Source organism: Flavobacterium polysaccharolyticum, from assembly GCF_038739875.1.
Classification (GTDB): domain Bacteria; phylum Bacteroidota; class Bacteroidia; order Flavobacteriales; family Flavobacteriaceae; genus Flavobacterium; species Flavobacterium polysaccharolyticum.
Map to the genome: position 1 here is coordinate 73519 of NZ_JBCGDP010000018.1, position 20810 is coordinate 94328.

Consider the following 20810-nt stretch of genomic DNA (forward strand, 5'->3'; position numbering starts at 1 on the left):
ATAAAAAACAAAATTTTTACAGCAGCTTCGTGTTCCTCTATCTAGTTATGAAACTGATAACATCATAAAAATTAAAACTGGAAATAAATAAAAGGCACCAATTCGCTTGACGCCATCGCAGCAACCAACCAAAAGGTAAGCGCAAGAATTAGGGCTTTGAAAAGCATCGGTAGCTTGTCGAAAATCATTTTTAGTCCTTGGGTGATTTTGGCTGGAACAAAATGGAGCGCATACCCAATAGCAATCATTATAAACACGTTTTCATAGCCAGAAATGATTATCGCCCATTGTTCCCAATTGAATTGTAATTCCCCGATTGAAGTAATCATATCTAAAGCAACAGAGGAATTTAAAGAAATGTAAATTCATGAGACTTTACAAAGCATGAATGACAAATTTATGTTTAAACTGAACACTTTGTAGTGCATTTTTATACAAATCTAAACTTTATTTAAATTAAGGATAAGTTAGTCAAAAACACTTTTGAATCACTATCGTATTAAGTTTATTATGAAAAGTGTTTAATATTTAAATTAGTAATAAAAACAGGTATTTCTGCGCTAAAAAACTTCAGTCTATAGATATAAGTTTGTTGTTATAACTAAATTTTATAAATATGAATACTGATGCAACAATTCCAAATGGTTGGATAGGAGGCTTTCCACCGGCCAATTCCCCTATGCTATATCCAAATCCTGATCTTTCTTCTTTACCGATGCTTGGCAATATGGACAATATTAACTTTTTACAACGACAATTAGGTATAAAATGGCCAGAGTTTAGTTGGGAAACCCAAAAAGATAAACCCGATAAGAAGCGATGTTTTCAGCAATTTGCTCCTTATATCTCTAGAATTGGGTATACCAATGAAGGCAGAATTTACTCCATAATTTGTCCACAACAAGGCATTTGGTTAGGCAACGAACTTTGCATGAATGCAGAAATAACCGTTACAGGAAATAGAGGTTGGGTAAATGAAACCACAAAAGAACTTGCAGCAGATATGACCGTGGAAGCCAAAATATGGTTTTCACCAAGTGAGAAACAAGGCGATAAAATTAACGAGATTTGGCCTTTACTGCAATACAGTATGCCAAAATTTCCTTTGAATAAAGAGAATGCTATTCGAGTAACAACACATTTGCCAGGAAATGAAAATCAGCCAATTTTTCCAATAAGAAAAGGAGAAACAACCCTATTTGAAAGTCCGAGTTTTGCAAAACATCCCGACGCTTTTACTATTGGTAATATTGCCGTAGAAATAGGAGCTATTCGACCAATAGGCATTAAAATTGTTGATGAATTCAATGCATTAGTAATGAATGCTTTTAATTTAGCATCTGGTAATATGTTACAAGAAGGAAATATACTGTCGTGGAATCTTTGGTTTATCGAACCTACTTTAGTTTCTATTCCAGAATGGAAAAATCATGCTGAATTTTGGAGAAGTTCAATAGATGCACATCATGGTTCACCAACAGGAGAAGGAACAAGTCCTCGTTATTTTGATGGTACTTATTTTAATGTAGAGCAACATCTAATAGATGAGGTTTTACAAGATATAATAACATATATAAAGAAGCATATTTAAAGAGAAAAAAAGAGGCTTTGAATAATATCATAGACTGCAACTCTAAATTTAAACGAATTTATAATTAATTTTGGTAAAAATGAGCTCAATATTATATTGGGCTCGTTTTGTTAAAATTTGACTTAATTCTCATGTTATTGTAATAGTTAACATACTCCTAAATCTCTTGTTTTTAGTTCTCTATTGTTGTGGAAGATGAAATTTTAAAATTAGAGTCAATAGTATTTTGGAAAGTGATTTCATTTTTAGCACTATTGAAGGATGCACTACTTAGATTTTCCCGATTACTATCTCCCGACTTTATTGTAACTATTTTTAAACCCAGAATCTGTATTAGACTTCGTAGCGAAACTGAATTATTCAATAAACTTTCGGGAACATCATATTTTATAATACCTCACAGTATTTTTACCAACCATTTTTGACCACAATACCTTATTTAAAATGGGTGCGTTTCGATTTATAAGCAAACGTTTTGAATTTCTAAGATATTTACGGAAAAGACGGGAGGCTTATCACTTTTACGACCTGCAAGAACTTGTAAAGAAACGTAAAGTTATAAGATTTTACGAAGGATCGATTACAAATTTATTTTTTAAACAGAACACTTTGCGGAGTGGAGGACAAGGAGGAAGTTGTCAGACAATTTTTTTGTGTTTTAGTAATAAAAAAACATCTTTCATAACAACAAATCTTTCTTCAGCAGCATCGCATTGCTCAATCTAAATATGAAAACTAACAATATAGCATAAAGTTAAAACTGGAAATAAATAAAAGGCACCAATTCGCTTGAAGCCATCGCAGCAACCAACCAAAAGGTAAGTGCAAGAATTAAGGCTTTGAAAAGCATCGGTAGCCTGTCGAAAATCGTTTTTAGTCCTTGAGTGATTTTGGCTGGAACAAAATGGAGCGCGTACCCAATAGCAATCATTATAAACACGTTTTCATAGCCAGAAATGACTATCGCCCATTGTTCCCAATTGAATTGTAATTCCCCGATTGAAGCAATCATATCTAAGGCCACAGAGAAATCTTTGGCTCTAAAAAAGATCCAACAGAAAACCACAAAATGAAAGGTAACTAACACAGAAATAGCTGTAGTGATGGCTTTCCAAAACGTGATTTTTTTGTCTTTGGAAGAGGGGAAATAATCCGAAAACAATTTATTAACTGCCAAAGCAATGCCGTGCAAAGCACCCCAAATAATAAATTTCAAACTTGCGCCGTGCCAAAATCCACCTAGTAACATCGTAGTCATTAAGTTCACATTGGTAAACATAGTTCTTTTCTTGTCTTTGGCTAATAAGAAAGTCAAACAGAAAACTAACAGTGAAGCAATAGCAATCACCAACGGAATTGGACTCACTGGATAATACCAAGTTGCCCAAGCAATTAATCCAGCAAAGAATAATGAAGGAAATAAAAAACCTCCAAAACTCCCTCTACGGTTTCCCCCTACTGAAATATATAAATAATCACGCAACCAAGTGGATAATGAAATATGCCATCTTCTCCAGAACTCAGTAATAGAAGCCGATTGGTAAGGGGTTCTAAAGTTGAGAGACAATTTAAATCCCATTAGTAAAGCAATCCCGATAGCCATATCGGAATAGCCTGAAAAGTCACAATAAATCTGAATCGTATAGCCATACGATGCTATAAGATTTTCGAAAGCAGTATAACTTTTGGGTGCATCGAATACGCGATCGACAAAGTTCAAAGAGATATAATCTGAAATGACGGTCTTCTTGATTAAACCGCCAATGATTAAGAAAATTGCCGAGTCAAAATCGGCACGAGACAATTGAATCTTACTATAAATTTGCGGAATAAACTCCGAAGCACGTACGATAGGCCCTGCCACCAACTGTGGAAAAAAGGATACAAAAAACATATAATCCAACATGTTCTTGGTAGGCTCTAATTCTCTTCTATAAATATCGATGATATAACTCATCGATTGAAAGGTATAGAACGAAATTCCGACAGGTAAAATCACATCGATAAAATGAATCTGACCTTCGAATAGCTGATTGTAGTTGTCAATTAAAAAATTAGAATATTTGAAATAGCCTAAAAAAGACAAATTGAAAATGATACTAAGAATCAAAAAGAATTTACGATAGCCTTCTTTAGTTTCTTCATAAAGAAATTTAGCCAACGTATAATCGACCAAACCAGAAAATAACAAGAGGCAAAAATAGATTCCGCTGGATTTATAATAAAAGAATAACGAGAAGGCAAAAACATAAATGTGTCTGTACACCCTAGTTTTGGCTTTTGTCGTAAGAATATAAATAGGATAGAACAATAAAAAAAGTCCTAAGAAAAAAGCGGTATTAAAAAGAATTGGCTCTTTTGGATTGAACGTAATCCATTCATTCACTTGAGCTGCATCTATAGTGCCAAAAGTGGTTTTTAACCAATTTGTTATATCTGTAATAGTAATCACAATCTAGTTTATTTATTAAATTCTTTAAAAGCGTTGAGCAATACATTGGACAGCATATTTCCTTGTAGCTGATAGCCGTTTGTGGTATAGTGTACGCGGTCTGGATTCATTAATCCTTTGCCATAAATCTTACTAACGCCATGCATTCCTCCTAAAGTTTGAAACAAATCCCACACCGCATATTGTCCTAACGTTGCGTAACTCACCAAACTCTTAGCATATTCATCTACATAAGTATTAAGACGATGATGAGGTAAAAATGATGGCGGTGGCGTAATGATCAAAACATCGGCATCTGGATTTTGTGTTCTAACTTTCAACAAAAATTCCTGTACCTGTTTGAGGTAATCCAATGGTGCAATTTTCCCATAGGATTCATTGGTCCCCAAAGACACAATAATCAAATCGGGCTGCAAGGCTTTTAACTGATTAAAAAACAGAGGATATTTATTGTAATCAGAATATTTAGCACCATTTACACCAATATTATGATAGATAATCCCGGGAGTATTACTTTCTAAAACCACTCCATTCAAAGCATACAAAGGAGCTTCGTTATTTGGCAATAGAACAAAACGATCCAATGGTTTTTCGGACTCAAAGAAATGGTAATTCATATCTTCTTCAAAAGTTTCAGAATGATATTTCGTATTTACTACCGATTTCTCACTGGTTTGATTGGTTGGAATTTTTAATGTCTTACCCGCTGTAATTTTAGTACTTGTGAGTTTGTTTTCTTTTTTAAGTTTCGCCGTACTTACGTTGTAATGATCCGCAATGGTCGAAAGCGTTTCGCCTTTCTTAATGGTATGAACGACCTTTTTGGGAACTGTTTTTATAGTAACCGTTTTTTCAACCTCACCCGCTCTTTCAAAAAGGGATTCGTTGTTGGGGGTAATTATTTTTAGGGTATTAAAAAAATAATCTTTGTTTTTAACTTGCAACGTAAGACGTAAACTTTTTGACTTACTAGTCAACGAAATACCGCTTATACCGACTGGGCTTCCGTTTAAGGGCAAAATATTACGGTGATTCGTCCATTTTACATTTGATGAAAAACGAACATCTGGAGAGCCATTGGTATGTGCGAGTGTATAAGGAAACACCAAACCACGACCAGCATTCCCAAAATTCTTTTGCAAATTGTACCTACAAACAGCCGTCATCACATCGCCTTGAATATGCGAATCACCAATATGAACAATATTTAATTTTCCTTTTTGAGTATTTTGTAGCACCTTCAATTTGGTAAAAAATGAAGTCAGCCTCTCGGTATTCTGAATCCCTCTTGGATAAAATTCAGGATCAATAATTTCGTTAACAGATGATATAGACATAAGCACTGGTAAAAACGCGTTTTGAGAAAACATTTTAAAGCATACAAAACAAAAGAAAAAAAGGAATTTAGTTTTCATCGGTTTCTTCTGTTTTAGGAACAACGGGTTGGGCAATGACACTATCCTCTGTAGCTACCGGTTTTGCGGTTTTTATAGTTCTTCGTAATCTTTTGTACTCCTGATAACCGTTTATAATTTGGTCATACAACATGCCTGCTACTTTTTTAGAACCTCTCATGTTGAAATGCGTATAATCTTTATTAGCCATTGCAGGTTCTTGTTCTACCCATTTTACCATCGAACCATCTCCTCCCATAAGCGTGTATAAATTCACAAATCCAGATTGAGTTTTGAGCGCATAGTTTCGTTGAGCATGAGTCAAAGGTACAACTGCTGAATCTGTCTTCATTTCGGTTTTGTATTTCGAAGCTTTATCAGCAGTCGAAACAATCAAAATCGAAGCTCCTGGAAAACCTTCTCTTAAACGATTTACTGTTTTGGTCATACTTCTGGCGTACCAATTGTAATCTTTTGTACCATAATTCAACACGTTCGTACCATAATGTAAAACAATTAAATTATAGTTCAATTTCTTTTGAAAAGCTTGCATCAAAGCAGGATCGAACTTTGAAATAGGGATTCCAGAATTACCACGTTGTGAAAAATTATCCACATGAACGCCTTTTCCGTCATCAAAATTAACGCCATATACCGGTACCGATTGTGCGTTTTTGAAATTCAGTTTGATTGTTTTCAGACTACCATTTTTCAAAACAATTGTATTGAGTAAATGGTTAGGGGTTAAATTTTTATAAATGCTATCTTTATCTAATTGATAACTTATTTGCCCTGATGCATTGTCTGAACTTCCGTAAAACAAGGTAGGATTATCTAAGGATGCCGTATTTCTAGCTCTACCCGCACCAAATTTCACCCAAATATCTTTATTGGGATCGTTGGCAAAAAACACATGTCCATTAACCCCAAAAGCACGAATTGGATTTTTTACATTCAAATACGATTGCATTTTCCAATTTTCAGAAAATTGGTGCAAAACAGAACCTCTAGAAGCCGCAGACTCTGATGTAATTGACACAAAACCAACGCCTTTCCCTCCAAAAGTATTTTGAAATGCAGCACGAATATCTTGTACAATCATATCGCCATCGGTCATAGAATCACCAAAATAAGCGATACGAACTTTACCATTTTGACTGGTTTCTAATTGATACAATCGCTCATAAAAAGGAATCAAATACTGATACCCTTTGTAACTATCCATAGATTCTTCAGGAAAAGTTACCCCAAAGGACTCCTCAAAAACAATTTTTTGATCGGCCATTGTATCATTGGGAGTAATCGCCACACTGTCAGGCTCCGACTCAAAAGCATCAATCAACATACTGTCGATCAATACATTTTTAGAAGGACCTTTGGCCGCTGCAAATATTTTCTTTGGCAATACTTCCTTTAATCCTAAAAAAAAGCAAGCTGCCATCAGGATAATCAGAAAAGAGCGAAAAAAATACGATTTAGGTGTATTCACAAGAATGTCTTTTGATTTTAAACATTTAAAATTACATACGTTCAGGAACATTAATTCCCAACAAACTAAAAGCTGCCGCAATCGTATCGGCTACTTTTTTAGATAATTGTACTCTAAAAATTTTCTTTTGTTGGTCTTCTTCTCCTAAAATAGAAACCGCTTGGTAAAACGAATTATACTCTCTAACCAACTCATAAGTGTAATTGGCAATCAAAGCAGGGCTATGATATTGAGCTCCATTCTGAATCACTTCTGGGAACAATTCTAATTGTTTGATGAGTTCTTTTTCTTTTTCATTCAATTCGTTTAGAGCACTTGGCGCTGAAAAATCGAAAGCCGCTTTACGAATAATCGACTGAATTCTGGCATAAGTATATTGAATGAAAGGCCCAGTATTTCCTGCAAAATCAACCGATTCTTCAGGATTAAACAAGATGCGTTTTTTAGGATCAACTTTTAGAATGTAATATTTCAAAGCCCCTAACCCAATGGTGCTATATAAAGCAGCCTTTTCTTCGGCTGAATATTCGTCTAATTTCCCTAAATCTTCAGCAATTTTTTGAGCAGTATCGGTCATTTCTTGCATCAAGTCATCGGCATCTACAACAGTTCCTTCACGGCTTTTCATTTTTCCTGAAGGCAAATCTACCATTCCGTACGAAAGGTGATACAAGCTAGAAGCCCAGTCAAAACCTAGTTTTTTCAATATCAAAAACAATACTTTGAAGTGGTAATCTTGTTCGTTTCCTACTGTGTATACCATTCCTCCTACATCAGACATATCTTTTACACGCTGAATTGCTGTTCCAATGTCTTGCGTCATATAAACCGCTGTCCCATCTGAACGCAAAACAATCTTACGGTCCAAACCTTCATCAGTCAAGTCAATCCAAACGGAACCATCAGGATCTCTTTCGAAAATACCTTTATCTAATCCTACTTGCACGACATCTTTTCCTAGCAAATAGGTATTGCTTTCGTAATAATAACTATCAAAATCAACGCCCAAATTCTTGTAGGTAGTCGCAAAACCATCATACACCCATTGGTTCATTGTGCTCCAAAGCGCTTTTACGGCAGCATCACCAGCTTCCCATTTCAACAGCATTTCTTGGGCTTCCAAAAGAATTGGCGCTTGTTTTTTCGCTTCTTCTTCCGTTTTACCTTCAGCCATTAATTGATTGATTTCTTCTTTATAGGCCTTATCAAAAGCTACGTAATAATTCCCCACCAATTTATCTCCTTTCAAGCCTGTGCTTTCTGGAGTGGCTCCGTTTCCGAATTTTTGCCAAGCCAACATCGACTTACAAATATGGATTCCTCTATCGTTGATGATTTGTGTTTTGTATACTTTTTTTCCAGAAGCTTTAATGATTTCCGCCACTGAATACCCCAAAAGATTGTTTCTAACGTGCCCTAAATGCAAAGGTTTGTTGGTATTGGGAGAAGAATATTCTACCATTACCGCTTTAGCATCTGGACTTGGTGTTACAAAACCATAACGAGTATCGTCTTTGATTCCGTTGAAAAAATTCAAATAATAGGCATCGGCAATAACAATATTCAAAAAACCAGATACTACGTTAAAACGAGCCACTTCGGCTACGTTTTCTACCAAATAGGTTCCTATTTTGTTTCCTAACTCTACTGGATTGCTTTTAATTACTTTCAATAAAGGAAAAATAACTAAGGTAATATCTCCTTCGAATTCTTTTCGAGTCGCTTGAAATTCAACTTTATCAAGAGTTACGTCAAACAAGGTTTGAACGGCTTTGTGAATCGACGGAGTAAGAATATGTTGTAATGACATGTATACTGTATTTTAAAAGTGCGCAAAGATACTGCTTATTTAGCAATTAGAAAACCGCTTGTTCAATGAATTTGTTTGATTTTTCCTAAAGCTCTCCAAAAAAAATAGGGTGATTTTTATTTTTTTTACAACTGAGATTAAAAAAAATTATTAAGCATCATTTTATAGCGATAAACCACTGACTAAAAATCAATTAAAACCAAATATTGTTTACCCAAAACAAGCCTAAAAAAGCTTAAAAAAGGAAATCATCACCTCTCCAATTAAACGTTTGTTAATTTTTTGTGTAACATATCGCAAACTTTTCAGTCTAAATAAAACATCAATCAAAATCAATCAATCATGAAAATCAAACTAATCGCCTTTCTACTACTATGCGTAGTCGGAATAGGAACGGCACAAAATTCTGGAAAAATCACTGGAAAAATCACCGAAAAAACTTCAAACGCTCCGATATCTTATGCTATCGTTTCAATCAAAGATAACGGAAAAGTTATCTCGGGCGCAAACACTGATGACAAGGGTGAATTCACCATCAAGAATTTGGCTTTAAAAAGCTATACTATCGAAATTCAATATATCGGATTTAGAAAATATATCGGGTCAGCCATTTTAAGCGAAAACAAAAAAGAAGCCTCGTTCAAAGTTAGTTTAGAAGAAGAAGCGACGCAGCTGAAAGGCGTAAACATTGTTAGCGAACGCTCTACTATTGAACAAAAAATCGACCGAAAAGTAATTACTGTCGGAAAAGATTTGACCACGGCAGGTGCTTCGGCTTCTGACATTATGAACAATATCCCATCAGTAAATGTGGATCAAGACGGAAAATTATCGTTACGTGGCAATGAAAATGTACGTGTCTTAATTGACGGTAGACCAACCAACATTGACCCAGCGCAATTGCTAAAACAAATTCCATCGACTTCTATCAAAAAAATAGAATTGATTACCAATCCGAGTGCCAAATACAATCCTGAAGGAATGTCGGGCATCATCAATATCATCTTACACAAAAATGCCAATACCGGTTTTAACGGAAGTTTTAGCGGTGGAATTACCTTTGGTGAAACTGCCAAATACAACCAATCTTTAGATATGAATTACAAAGTAGGCAAAGTGAATTTCTTTGGTAACGGAGGACGCAACTTTGGTACTTATTTCAACGATGGAAAAATCGCGAGATTGGACCAAGACCTAGTGCAAAGATTAGATATTTCGAATGAAAATGATTCGTATTTATACAAAGTAGGAATGGATTATTTGATCAACGACAACAACACCTTGTCTTTTTACACCAACCAAAACAAAGCGGATGGAACTGGAAATGTAAACACCAATATTGACTACAATAACTTTGGAACGATTGACAAAATTCTGCAAAAATCCACTTACGAAGGACCCAATCAAACCGGAACTTACAACTTGGCGTACAAACATATTTTCAAAAAAGAAGGCCACACGCTTGATGTAGAAGCCAATTTTAACGATTACAAAGAAACCCAAAGAGCGAGTTTTGATACCGAAACGACTACGACTAACAATTCAAACAGCACTGTTTTTTTCAAAGACAATATCAAAGATGCTCAAAAACTAAGCACTTTCAATATTGATTATGTTAATCCAATCGACGAAAAATCAACACTTGAAGCAGGTGCCGAAGCCAGAATCACAAGAACAGAGAACAATTATAGCACAGGAAACCCATTGGTGGCTACAGCCGATCAACAATCGAATTACACGTACGATATTGACATTTATTCTACCTATGCCACTTTTGGTCAAAAATTCAAAAAAATCAGCTACCAAATAGGCGCTAGATTTGAAAGTTATAAAGTAGCCGCCAACTTGAACAGAGGGAAAACCACCTTTGATGACGATTACCTTACCGTTTATCCTTCTGCTTATTTGACTTATAATTTGAATGAGAAAAATACGCTGCAATTGAGCTATAGCCGTCGTGTAGACCGACCAGGTTTAGAGCAAACCAAACCTATCCGTGAATTTGCAACTCCTTTGGTGACTTCTTTTGGAAATCCAGAATTACGTCCACAATTTACCAATTCGGTTGAATTGAATTATACCAAAGTTTTAGAAAAAGGTAGCATTACCGCAGGCGTATTCGTAAGAAGCATCAACGACCAAATCAGCCGTATCTTGTACCCTGACGAAAATGATCCAAGTGGACAAAGACAGATTTTGACCTACACCAACTTCGATAACAATACGGCTTCTGGATTTGAAGTGTCTGCCAATTATAAAATCACCAAATGGTGGGACATACAGCCAGCTATTGATTTTTCGAGCATCAAACAACAAGGTGTGGTTTTCCAATTCGACCCAACTAGCAACACCAGCAAACCTTTGGAAAGAAATGTGACTGTTTCAGCTTTCAACGGACGATTGAACTCTAACTTTAAAGCCAACAAACGCTTAAGCTTTTTGCTTTTCGGATTCTACAGAGGAAGTGTTGATGGATTGCAAAACAACAGCAAGGAAATGTACAAAATTGATAGTGGTGCGCGCTATACTTTGCTAGACAAAAAAATGAACATTAGTGTGCGTTTCAATGATATGTTCAACACTATGCGTTATGCCTTTGATGCTGAATATCCTTACCCACAAACGGGAGAATTTACTTGGGAAAGCCGAACGGTATACTTGGGTATAACCTACAGTTTTGGTGGTGGAAAAAACAAAAGTTTACAACGCAAACAAAGAGACGACAATACGAATAAAGGAGGCGGAGGTATGTTTTAATCCCACTTCTATTTTATTTTTTTATACCGATTATGTCTTCAATATAGTCCAATAAAAATTGAACTATTTTCATACTATATCGGCATTATACCAGATTTTTTTTGAGTTTATATCTTTTCGTTAGGTATAACTTGTAGAAAAAGAACCCCTAGAGACTGCCAACTCTAGGGGTTCTTTGTTTTGAAATGTGAGGCATAAAACAATAGTTACAATCTCATTTACTATTTAGTTCTCTTGATTTTGATTGGATTTTGTCTAGTATCAAAAACATCAACTACTTCAATTGTATTCAGTTGACTATTGACGAAATAAATGATTTTATAATTTTTAAAAACTATATACCTAAACTCCTTATCACTATTTTTCAACAATTCTTCCTCTTGTCCAATTGTCGGTTGAAGCTTTAACCTCAACGTTTCATTTACAATTCCCGTGACGAGTTTTCTAGCAATAGCAACACTGGCTTTGTCTTTGTAGTATTCAAAAATATTTTTCAACTCATTCTTAGAAAAATCGGTCCACTTGACTTTTAACTCCATTTTTCAATTTCTGTTAAAAGGTCATTAGCATCCGTTACTTTACCATTTTTAACATCTTCCAAAGACTGATTAATTCTTTTATGAAATTCATCTATCGTCATTGGATTCAGCTCTTCCTCATTCGCAGCTGTGTTCCTAAGTAACTTTTCAAATTGAGCAATCGTTTTCTCACTCTCTAATTTAAGAAAGTCTTGGATGAAATTTAATTTTCGTGTTTGTAAATCCATTTTCCAATCTTTTTTTCAAAATTACAAATTATAATAACTCCTGTAGTGCTTTATGACTATTTAAAAAAAATAAAGATTCTCTAATCTAATGAAATAAAAGACATTTTCTTAGATATTTTTTTACTCTAAAAACGAACAATAAAAGGCTACCTTAAGTAAGGAAAATACAACCATTATTCTTCACCCAACAACTCCACCAACTTAGTCAATGTTTTTTGAAACGCTTGAAGTTCCTCTTTGCTCATGGAAGTATTCGCAAAAGATTCCATAATTTTTTGCGGAATGCAAACGGCTTGTTCTTTGAGTGCTTGTCCACTTGCTGTTAAAGTAACCAAAACCGCTCTCTCGTCTTTCGAAGAACGTGACCTAGTGAGCAACTCCTTTTGTTCCAATCGTTTTAAAAGAGGCGTCAATGTATTTGATTCTAAAGCCAAACGAGTGCCTATTTCTGTTACGGTCTGTGAGTTCTTTTCCCATAAAACCAGTAACACTAAATACTGTGGATACGTAATCCCCAAGTCTTCCAAAAAAGGAGTATACAGCTTTGTGGTCAAACGCGAAGCCGCATACAACGGAAAACAAAGTTGGTTCTCGAGATATAACGTGCTAAAATCTTTTTCCATAGTTACAGGATTTCTTGAAGGTATTTTTCTATGGCTTCAGGTGTAGTGATGGGCGCAAAACGTTGTATAGGACGTCCGTTTTTATCGATGACAAATTTAGTGAAATTCCATTTTATGGTACTTCCAAAAACACCTCCTAAACTTGCTTTCAAATACACAAACAAAGGATGCGCTTGGCTTCCATTGACCTCAACTTTCGAAAACATTGAAAAACTAACACCGTAATTGACTTGACAAAAGGTTTCAATTTCTGTCGCGCTTCCTTTTTCTTGCTTCCCGAATTGGTTGCAAGGAAATCCCAGAATTACCAACCCTTGGCTTTCATATTTTTGATACAACTTTTCAAGACCTTCGTATTGTGGCGTCAATCCGCATTGACTGGCGGTGTTGACAACGAGTACTGTTTTTCCTTTATAAGCACTCATTGGAATTCGTTTGCCTTGAATGGATTCAGCTTCAAAATCATAAAAGGACTGTTGCGAAATAACTTTTCTTTTTTTCAATAAATAAGCCAAAGCTCCAGTGGACCAAAGTGCCCAAAGCACTAAAACAGGTTGAAAAAACAAACGAATCAAACGCTTGTTATCGGTATTCAAACCAAAAGAATCAATGCCGTAATAGTATTGTGAAAGATTCCCAGGAAAAATCAAAATAAAGAATATCCCAAGCGCTATTCCAACATATATTTTTTGGCTCACCCAAAAAATAAGTGCTAAGCCCAATGCCATTTCGACTATCCCTGAAGACAACACCACAAAATCCATAAAACTAGGGTCTGTTGTAAGCCATTTAGGAACTTGTGCTAAAAATGCCGTTCTGTTGAATGTTAAGTGACTTATTCCCGCGTAAGTCATAAATGCGCCCAAAAGAATGCGCATACTGTTTTGAAAGAATGTTGTTTTCATTATTTTATCTTTTACGATTAAATCGTGTACGATACAAATGTAAACATTTTTTGAATAAACACAATCGCTTTAGAAATGAAACAACATCAAACTTTTATTGGGGGTTTACTTTTATTGGACAACCTTTTACTGAAAACCGGTTTGAAAATGGAACGCAGATGACGCAGATTTAAACAGATTTAATATAAAACAAACTAGCGAAAATCTGTACCATCCGTGTCATCAGCGTTCTAGTTTTGAATCGTTAGTTCACTGAGCTAAAAAACAAAGCATATAAAGTAGCGAAGATTCGAAAAGCAAGCCAAAATCTTACTGCTTTTTCCGTTTGAGTATTCGGCCACGCGGTTCATCCGATTCATAAAGTACAATATCCGAATGCAAAAATTCAGCGGCGGCGGCGGAGTCTTTGACTTTTATGGCGCTACGAGCAATCATTTCCGCTTCAAATGGGAGTAAAACACTTTTTCTCAATCCTACTATTCGCCATTGAGACGAGGGTTTACAACCTTTGGTAATACCTCGAGCCAATGCCAAAGCATCCAACAAGGCTTGATTGGCTCCTTGCCCTTTGAACGGACTCATAGGATGTGCAGCATCGCCGATCAAAGTGCTATTTCCTGCGTTTTCAAACTGGGCTGTGGTCAACAAAGTTCTATCATATACGGGATAACCCGATACCTGAGCAGCCGCTGTGGCATCGACTATTTGTGGAATAGGAGAATGCCATTGCGTTCTTCGAGACGCTTCTTCCTTCAAAGCTTGTGCACCTTGTGCGCTTAGTTTTTTGGCTTCGGCTTCTTCCATCGGGAAACTCAATTGCCACATCACCGAATTTGCTGTAAAAGGCATAATATAGATACGTTCGTGACCATTGGCCGTCTGAAAAACAGTAGCCGAATCCAACAACTCTGAAGTAACTGTTGGCAGAGCATCCAAAGGACAAATTCCTAAAATCACAAGACAACCCAAATAGCGCAAAGGAGTAAGCGACTCTCCAATCAATTGCTGACGGACGACACTTCGAATCCCATCGGCACCCACCACCAAATCGGTTGCAATTGTTTTAATTTGCGCACCGACTTGAAAACGCAACTGGATTTTACCCGAAGCTTCCTCTTGAAAATCGAGCAATTGATGTCCCCATTGTATGTTGTCCTTCCCTCCGAGTTGCTCCACGAGTGCCAAACGCAACGCTTGTCGCGCAATATGAATGTTGGAACGTTTGGTGTATTTTTTTTCGGTGGGCTGCACCCATTTTCTCATCCCCCACTCGCCTATTACTGTTCCGTCTGTTTTGTGCACCAAATGCCGTGTAGAAACCACGCCTTCGGTCAAAGAAAAAATTCCAAATCCTTCTATGGCTTTGCTCGCTTGCTGCAAGGTCAGTCCATAGCCTTGCGAACGGGCCTCAAAGTGCGTGTCTCTTTCAAAAAGCGTAAACGGAATGCCGCGATGCAAACAAGCTACAGCCAAAGCCACGCCACCAATTCCGCCACCAATAATGGCGATATGGGGATAGTTTTCATAATCTACTACAGGAAAATTTTCTGATGGAAGCAATCCCGAACCTCCGCATAGGGAACACGACACCAAAGGCGCTTTGGGCGCTTCAGGCAAAGCCACTTCACCAGCAGAAGAAAGGCTGGCTACCAACTGCTGATACTGCAACCGCACTTTTTTACGAAGTCTTTGACTTTTCTTGCCTTGCCCCTGACAGTCTGGACAACTGCTCCAGCAAGGCGTATTCTTTTTATCCATATCCGATGTACTACCCAACTCTATTGGGTGCAAAAATAGCGATAAAATACGAGTCTGCTTTTTGGAGTTGATGTACTAATCTAAAGGGACAAATAAAAATCTGGAATAGCAAAGTGCGGTAAGGATAATGCCTCTGAGGTTTAGCTGAGGGAGCATTGGCGACCACGGTGATTTTTTCTAGAAGCACCACTTCTTTGCGCACCACACGAGTCGTCCCGCTTTCCGCTACAATCTCTTATGCCGAACCCCGGCACAAGAGGATTTCCACTATAATCGGGGCTAAGCGAGTACATTTTGTTTTCAGAACCCAATACCAAATTATATAAAAACAAAAACTACAAAATAGCCCAACGGTAATTTTGTAGTTTTCTTTACCCTTTTGAAGAGGTAATCATTCTAAAGATAGTTATCGTAAAAAAGTCGTCAGACTTTTATCGTGTTTACGGATGACAACACTATGTATAATAGCTCGAAGTTAGAGACGTTTGAGCAGGGTCATTTATAAAGCAATCACTACAATTAGCACTTCTTTTCAATAATAAATACTCATTACTATCTTCTTTTCTGAATTATCAATTATCTTTTCGATTCTTTTAAAAAATTTTTCATTTACCATAGGACAACCATAACTATTACAAATATTTTCTACTTGTTCATTGTATGGGACATCAAAATATTTATGCAAAACAATATTTCTATCAAAAGCATTATTATTTGTTTTGTCCAAACCGTATAATTTATATGCTTTTCCAAATCTTCCATCATAAGAATTTCCAATAGAATATTTACCTAAAGATGTAGAAAGCGAATTATTAGTGTTACTAAATTTAAGCTTCCCATTAATTCCTGTTTCTGAACCTGAACCGTGAGCAACGATTCCTTTATCAATAATCTTTTTAGTTTGAAAGTTATAAATGAAAAAGCGATTCTTTCCAGACGGAATTTTCATGTCAATAAAAAATCCAATTTCTGTATCATACTTAGAATCTTTTTTAATTAGCTTTTTTACTTCTATTATTTCTTTGTCAATTCTATCTTTAGTTGAAGTATTTAATTCGGATGTTTGGGTTATCGTCAATTCATCACTTCTATTTGAGAATACTAAAATTAAATATACTACTCCAATAGCCAATATTAGTAATATTATTTTTCTCATGTCACTTTTCAATCTATAGATTTTTAAACTCTTTTTTTTACTAATTCAGATTGTAATATTTTTTCTCAAAAGCCAAAAAAGAACTCCAAAAAATTCAAATTTAAAGTTTATCTCGCTAAAGGAGTCTGCGTTCAAAAACTCAAAAGGAAGCTTTTGAGACAAATGATTTGCTGTGCAAACTAAAGAAAGCTACTTTCTTAGTAATGCATTTCCTCGAAATGTTTTATGCTCTGAAAAAATGGTGATTCCCAGAATTTTCCAATCCATTTTTCCTCTGACTAAGTAGGAACAGTAATTTTTATCTTTTTGTTTGTCGATATCTACGTGTTCAACATCCCAATTTGTACCACTTATAAAACCAGTTCTATAACAGTTGGCATTTAAGATTGTTAATTCAGCCCTTTTTTCGCCAACCAAAATTGACAATCCAATCTTTGAAGTTAAATTATCTTCTAATAGAACTTCATGAAAAAATGAATTCCCATTAAAAGCTTTTTTAGGATTTGTCTGGTTCAAAAAATCAATATTCTTATCGGCTAAATTTTTGTCATTTGATTTTGACATAAATGACAACAAACCTAAAACAAAAATTAAGGATGCCAAAAATCCTATTTTCTCTTTAATAAGCTTTACTGATTTAAAACAAATAACAAACAAGTAGATAAGTAGTACTCCATTAAATATCCCCCAAATTAATTCCAACATAATTATATTTTTAAAGTTATTTAGTTTCTATTTTCTTTTCTCTCTCCTACTAAATCAGCATTACTCTTTAAATTCCTTAGTTTCATTTTCATAGCTGTTCGCGGTCGAATAAATGAAAATCCAAGTTAATATCTAGGAATCTACATTACTAAATTATTAATCTAAAGGAAAAGAATATCCAACAGCAAAAGCACCATTAAATTGCTTAGCAGCATCGTGAATATAATACGTAAATCCAACATCAAAATTATGCTTACGACCAAGAGCCAAACCAATACTGAAAGGCACGTGCATCAAAACGCCGCTTTTTTTAATATTGAATTCTGGTGTAATTGTCTTGAATGAACCAATCGAAGCTCCAATACCCACTTCAAAATAAGGAGCCACCCACGGAATTGGTGCTGCAACACGGGCTTTTCCACCTAGAAAAAAGGCCTTTGTAGTAACCTGAAAATCTTCTGGGAATTGTTGGTTTTTGTTGTCATCTGGAGAGGTAATCACAAGACCTGCATAAGGACGTATTCCGAACCATTTGGTTATATTGTGCACATACTCACCTTGAGCATAAAACCCCGAACCGCTAACATCGATATCTGAATTTGGAAAGCTATACCCAATACCCATCGCAGCAGTAAGATAGTTCCCAGGCTGTAATTGCGCTTGGGACGAAAAAGAAAAAAGAATAAAAACGAATACAACAATAGCACGTAAAGGGAAAAACAAATACTTCATTTTGAATTGAAAACTAAATAAAAGGATTATTGTAATTATGTAAACTTGTTTTTAGAATGAAACTTCGTTATAGAGACGAGAGGGACGCTCGCGCTCGCGGGGCTTTTTTATGAATTTAGTTTATCGATAAAGATTTTATTTCTTCTCCTTGCTCTTTCTAGTAAAGTAGAATATTTAATTACTTCTGTATAAATAGAACCGTCAGTTTTTCCATCAAAACCTTTAACTTTTTCAGATGGTTTAAATAAATAATCCAAGTGATATGAATATTCAAAACTACTAACTCTGCCCATAACATCATTTGGTTCAATACTTTCCCCAATCAAATAGCCATAAAAAGTAGTGATTTGAAAATCATCTTCTGAATAATTTCTGATTAAACTTGCATACAAATTTATTTGAGTTAAATGATCAGCTACGTTAGCATCAGGTGTTTTAAATTCAATAATTATGCATTTACCTTCTTCTGGAAATAGAAGAACATCGGGACGTTTTATTTTTCTGTTTTCGCCTAGAGATAAAAGGTATTTATCTTCCTCTTCAGTAAATTTTGCTTTAAAAACTCTCTTTCCATTTATTTCAAGCTTACTTAATTGCTTTTCAGAAGAACCTTTAAAATAGATAAAATCCTCATTTATTATCCATAAATCAGAACTCTCAGAATCTTTTGATTGCTGTTGAAATAATAAATTATGAATTAAGGCTTCATCATAATTTGATGCATTATTTATTTGAGTTTTTAGTTTTCTTTTAAGAATTTTTTCAAATAAATCTAAAACTAACTTACGTCTAGCGACATAATGAGTTAAAGTTGTTTTATTTTGTAAAGGAATTGTTTTGACTAGCTTATCTACTTCCTGTTTTAACAATTCATTATAATTTTCACTTCTTGTATCTAAACTATCAAGTTTATCAATTGATGCCTTTATAGATGCGTCAATATTAGCTGTTTTTTTTGCTTCTGCTTCATAAAATTTTTCTAGAATTTTACTTTCAGTATCATTTATAGATATTTTTATATCATTAGCAGTTTCCTCGTCAAGAAGAAACATTTCTTTTAATTTAGCAAATTGCTCATCGTGCTTTTGTTTAACTTCCTCAATTTCAGGATACATTGTTTTTATCTTTTCATTTACTCCTTCTTGAATATCTTCAAGTACAATTTCTTCATTTGAGAAAATATCATTATTTTTCAAAAATGATTCTGTGTCAGGAATATTTAAAACGCCTCTGATGTTTGTATCTCTTTCGTCGATATAATTACTTGAAATTAAAAATAAATATTTAAAACCTTTTATATTGTCATTTTCAGCTAAACTAGATAAAGATACATTTGAATCTTCAATAATTTCTCCTTTTGAAACTAGTTTTAAATCATTCGATTTTAGAAGCTCTTTTCTTATTTTAAATGAATCAATTGTAAATCTTTCGCTTTTATCTGTTTTTTCAATTTTACTGCCAATCGCTGGTATTTTTGAATATGCTAAATCTAAAAAATCTGTTTTTTCAATTTTTGGAATATCATTTTTAGTAATATTTGCTTCTCCTTTTAATTCAGATTGTTCGTAATATTTAATATGAATTTTAGGTAATGAATCTTTATTATAACAAAAATAATGAACATATCTCTCTATTAAAACTTCTTTGAATTGTTCTGCATTTAAATTATTATAAATATTACTATGGTCTAGTAAAGTATTAAAAGTAATCCTCGTGCCTGTTTCTTTTTGATTAATTTTTTTACAATATCTATGAAAAACAATTGCATTTTTTGCAAGATATTTTGAGTCTTTTGAAACAATAAAGTTTCTTTCAAAATAATCATTCCCTTCTTTGAAAACACTAACAAATTCAGTATTGTTAAAATAATGAGCATACTGAATTCTTCCTGAACCTAAATTTTTATATCCTTTAGTAAAATCTTTGAATGTATTAAATCTTTTAAATTCTTCATCATTAAATCCAATACCATTATCTTCAATAACTAAGTTTTGAAACTCAATACTTTCTGCTAAATTCATTGAAGAATTTAATTTTATAGTTATTTCGCCTTTAAAACTTGAATCGAGTTTTGTTCTAATTTTAATTGCTTCTATTGCATTAGTGAATGCTTCAAAAACAGGTTGTAATGATGTCTTTGACTTTTTAATATCATTTAGAACTCCAACAAACATTAAGTCTTGTGTAGTTATGAATGTTTCGTCTAAATGTTTCATTTGTCAAATTAAATTTAAAATGCTAATTTAATATAATGTTTTAAAAAAATCAGATTGTTTTATTTATTATTTTGCGCAATTTTCGCAAAACATTACAGCCAACTAGCATATAGGTTTGACTCTAGTTAGCCTTTTTTGTTCGTCAAATATATTCTTTTCCTTCTAGTAACATAACGATTCTCTAAAGTACAATGTTCTAATTTTTGGTTTTTAAATCTGTCTTCTGAGCACTAAAAACTGCCGACTTGCCCGCATGAGGGATGGGAGCGGCATCCTCTTGGGGCGGGGTTCGCCCCAAGAGATATAGCGTACAGCCCGACCCCGAGGAGCAGGGATTTGTGGTTGTGCAGGGTCGTGTGCCTCGGGGTCATGCCCAAAATACGATTCAAAAGCATTGGTGGTGGTGAACTTTAGGGATATACTGTTGTGAAAAGTCAATGTAAAGTATTGAGAATA

The 20810-nt window shown here is 34.7% G+C and carries 16 protein-coding genes; 2 read left to right on the forward strand and 14 right to left on the reverse strand.

Features of this window, described 5'->3' with window-relative positions; genetic code table 11:
- Window positions 1-71 precede the first annotated feature (71 nt).
- Entirely contained in the window at window positions 72-329 is a 258-nt protein-coding gene (locus WFZ86_RS16130) for a hypothetical protein (protein WP_342692883.1), read from the reverse strand.
- Between the two features lie 287 nt (window positions 330-616).
- On the opposite strand from WFZ86_RS16130, the gene WFZ86_RS16135 reads away from it, so the two are divergent.
- Window positions 617-1591, forward strand: a complete 975-nt coding sequence (locus WFZ86_RS16135) for a hypothetical protein (protein ID WP_342692884.1) — start codon at window positions 617-619, stop codon at window positions 1589-1591.
- Between the two features lie 754 nt (window positions 1592-2345).
- Here WFZ86_RS16135 and WFZ86_RS16140 read toward each other — a convergent pair.
- The 4 genes from WFZ86_RS16140 to argS form a co-directional block, all read right to left on the reverse strand.
- Window positions 2346-4043: an MBOAT family O-acyltransferase gene (locus WFZ86_RS16140; protein ID WP_425402882.1), complete on the reverse strand. Its 1698-nt coding sequence runs from the start codon at window positions 4041-4043 to the stop codon at window positions 2346-2348.
- A gap of 8 nt (window positions 4044-4051) precedes the next feature.
- The gene (locus WFZ86_RS16145; RefSeq protein WP_342692885.1) at window positions 4052-5380 is read right to left on the reverse strand and encodes a GDSL-type esterase/lipase family protein; all 1329 of its coding nucleotides are present in this window, start codon (window positions 5378-5380) and stop codon (window positions 4052-4054) included.
- Window positions 5381-5447: 67 nt separating this feature from the next.
- Window positions 5448-6926 carry an SGNH/GDSL hydrolase family protein gene (locus WFZ86_RS16150; protein WP_342692886.1) on the reverse strand — a complete coding sequence of 493 codons (1479 nt, stop codon included), beginning with the start codon at window positions 6924-6926 and terminating at the stop codon, window positions 5448-5450.
- 31 nt (window positions 6927-6957) lie between these two features.
- Window positions 6958-8736 (reverse strand): arginine--tRNA ligase, encoded by a 1779-nt coding sequence (argS, locus tag WFZ86_RS16155; protein WP_342692887.1) that lies wholly within the window; start codon window positions 8734-8736, stop codon window positions 6958-6960.
- A gap of 342 nt (window positions 8737-9078) precedes the next feature.
- On the opposite strand from argS, the gene WFZ86_RS16160 reads away from it, so the two are divergent.
- Window positions 9079-11493 carry a TonB-dependent receptor gene (locus WFZ86_RS16160; protein WP_342692888.1) on the forward strand — a complete coding sequence of 805 codons (2415 nt, stop codon included), beginning with the start codon at window positions 9079-9081 and terminating at the stop codon, window positions 11491-11493.
- 221 nt (window positions 11494-11714) lie between these two features.
- Here WFZ86_RS16160 and WFZ86_RS16165 read toward each other — a convergent pair whose 3' ends face one another.
- From WFZ86_RS16165 to WFZ86_RS16205, 9 genes are all read right to left on the reverse strand, one after another.
- Window positions 11715-12032, reverse strand: coding sequence for a type II toxin-antitoxin system RelE/ParE family toxin (locus tag WFZ86_RS16165; protein ID WP_159686848.1), 318 nt, complete (start codon window positions 12030-12032; stop codon window positions 11715-11717).
- The gene (locus tag WFZ86_RS16170; RefSeq protein ID WP_315156876.1) at window positions 12023-12259 is read right to left on the reverse strand and encodes a hypothetical protein; all 237 of its coding nucleotides are present in this window, start codon (window positions 12257-12259) and stop codon (window positions 12023-12025) included. The genes WFZ86_RS16165 and WFZ86_RS16170 overlap by 10 nt, the downstream gene beginning before the upstream one ends.
- Window positions 12260-12432: 173 nt before the next feature.
- Window positions 12433-12882, reverse strand: coding sequence for a MarR family winged helix-turn-helix transcriptional regulator (locus WFZ86_RS16175; protein ID WP_342692889.1), 450 nt, complete (start codon window positions 12880-12882; stop codon window positions 12433-12435).
- Between the two features lie 2 nt (window positions 12883-12884).
- Window positions 12885-13787, reverse strand: a complete 903-nt coding sequence (locus tag WFZ86_RS20495) for a hypothetical protein (protein ID WP_483788279.1) — start codon at window positions 13785-13787, stop codon at window positions 12885-12887.
- A 309-nt stretch (window positions 13788-14096) separates the two neighbouring features.
- A complete protein-coding gene (locus tag WFZ86_RS16185; protein ID WP_342692900.1) occupies window positions 14097-15545 on the reverse strand; it encodes an FAD-dependent oxidoreductase in 1449 nt (482 codons plus the stop codon).
- Between the two features lie 532 nt (window positions 15546-16077).
- Complete coding sequence (locus WFZ86_RS16190) at window positions 16078-16713, reverse strand: murein L,D-transpeptidase catalytic domain-containing protein (protein ID WP_342692890.1); 636 nt, start codon at window positions 16711-16713, stop codon at window positions 16078-16080.
- A 177-nt stretch (window positions 16714-16890) separates the two neighbouring features.
- Complete coding sequence (locus tag WFZ86_RS16195; protein WP_342692891.1) at window positions 16891-17406, reverse strand: hypothetical protein; 516 nt, start codon at window positions 17404-17406, stop codon at window positions 16891-16893.
- Between the two features lie 156 nt (window positions 17407-17562).
- Entirely contained in the window at window positions 17563-18138 is a 576-nt protein-coding gene (locus tag WFZ86_RS16200) for an outer membrane beta-barrel protein (RefSeq protein WP_342692892.1), read from the reverse strand.
- A 107-nt stretch (window positions 18139-18245) separates the two neighbouring features.
- The gene (locus WFZ86_RS16205) at window positions 18246-20354 is read right to left on the reverse strand and encodes an ATP-binding protein (RefSeq protein WP_342692893.1); all 2109 of its coding nucleotides are present in this window, start codon (window positions 20352-20354) and stop codon (window positions 18246-18248) included.
- Between the last annotated feature and the right edge of the window lie 456 nt (window positions 20355-20810).

What these genes read in the sequence shown, in the direction of transcription:
- WFZ86_RS16130 (WP_342692883.1), bottom strand. Translation starts at nt 329, where the DNA reads ATGATTACTTCAATCGGGGAATTACAATTCAATTGGGAACAATGGGCG.
- WFZ86_RS16135 (WP_342692884.1), top strand. Translation starts at nt 617, where the DNA reads ATGAATACTGATGCAACAATTCCAAATGGTTGGATAGGAGGCTTTCCA.
- WFZ86_RS16145 (WP_342692885.1), bottom strand. Translation starts at nt 5,380, where the DNA reads ATGTCTATATCATCTGTTAACGAAATTATTGATCCTGAATTTTATCCA.
- argS (WP_342692887.1), bottom strand. Translation starts at nt 8,736, where the DNA reads ATGTCATTACAACATATTCTTACTCCGTCGATTCACAAAGCCGTTCAA.
- WFZ86_RS16160 (WP_342692888.1), top strand. Translation starts at nt 9,079, where the DNA reads ATGAAAATCAAACTAATCGCCTTTCTACTACTATGCGTAGTCGGAATA.
- WFZ86_RS16165 (WP_159686848.1), bottom strand. Translation starts at nt 12,032, where the DNA reads ATGGAGTTAAAAGTCAAGTGGACCGATTTTTCTAAGAATGAGTTGAAA.
- WFZ86_RS16170 (WP_315156876.1), bottom strand. Translation starts at nt 12,259, where the DNA reads ATGGATTTACAAACACGAAAATTAAATTTCATCCAAGACTTTCTTAAA.
- WFZ86_RS16175 (WP_342692889.1), bottom strand. Translation starts at nt 12,882, where the DNA reads ATGGAAAAAGATTTTAGCACGTTATATCTCGAGAACCAACTTTGTTTT.
- WFZ86_RS20495 (WP_483788279.1), bottom strand. Translation starts at nt 13,787, where the DNA reads ATGAAAACAACATTCTTTCAAAACAGTATGCGCATTCTTTTGGGCGCA.
- WFZ86_RS16185 (WP_342692900.1), bottom strand. Translation starts at nt 15,545, where the DNA reads ATGGATAAAAAGAATACGCCTTGCTGGAGCAGTTGTCCAGACTGTCAG.
- WFZ86_RS16195 (WP_342692891.1), bottom strand. Translation starts at nt 17,406, where the DNA reads ATGTTGGAATTAATTTGGGGGATATTTAATGGAGTACTACTTATCTAC.
- WFZ86_RS16200 (WP_342692892.1), bottom strand. Translation starts at nt 18,138, where the DNA reads ATGAAGTATTTGTTTTTCCCTTTACGTGCTATTGTTGTATTCGTTTTT.
- WFZ86_RS16205 (WP_342692893.1), bottom strand. Translation starts at nt 20,354, where the DNA reads ATGAAACATTTAGACGAAACATTCATAACTACACAAGACTTAATGTTT.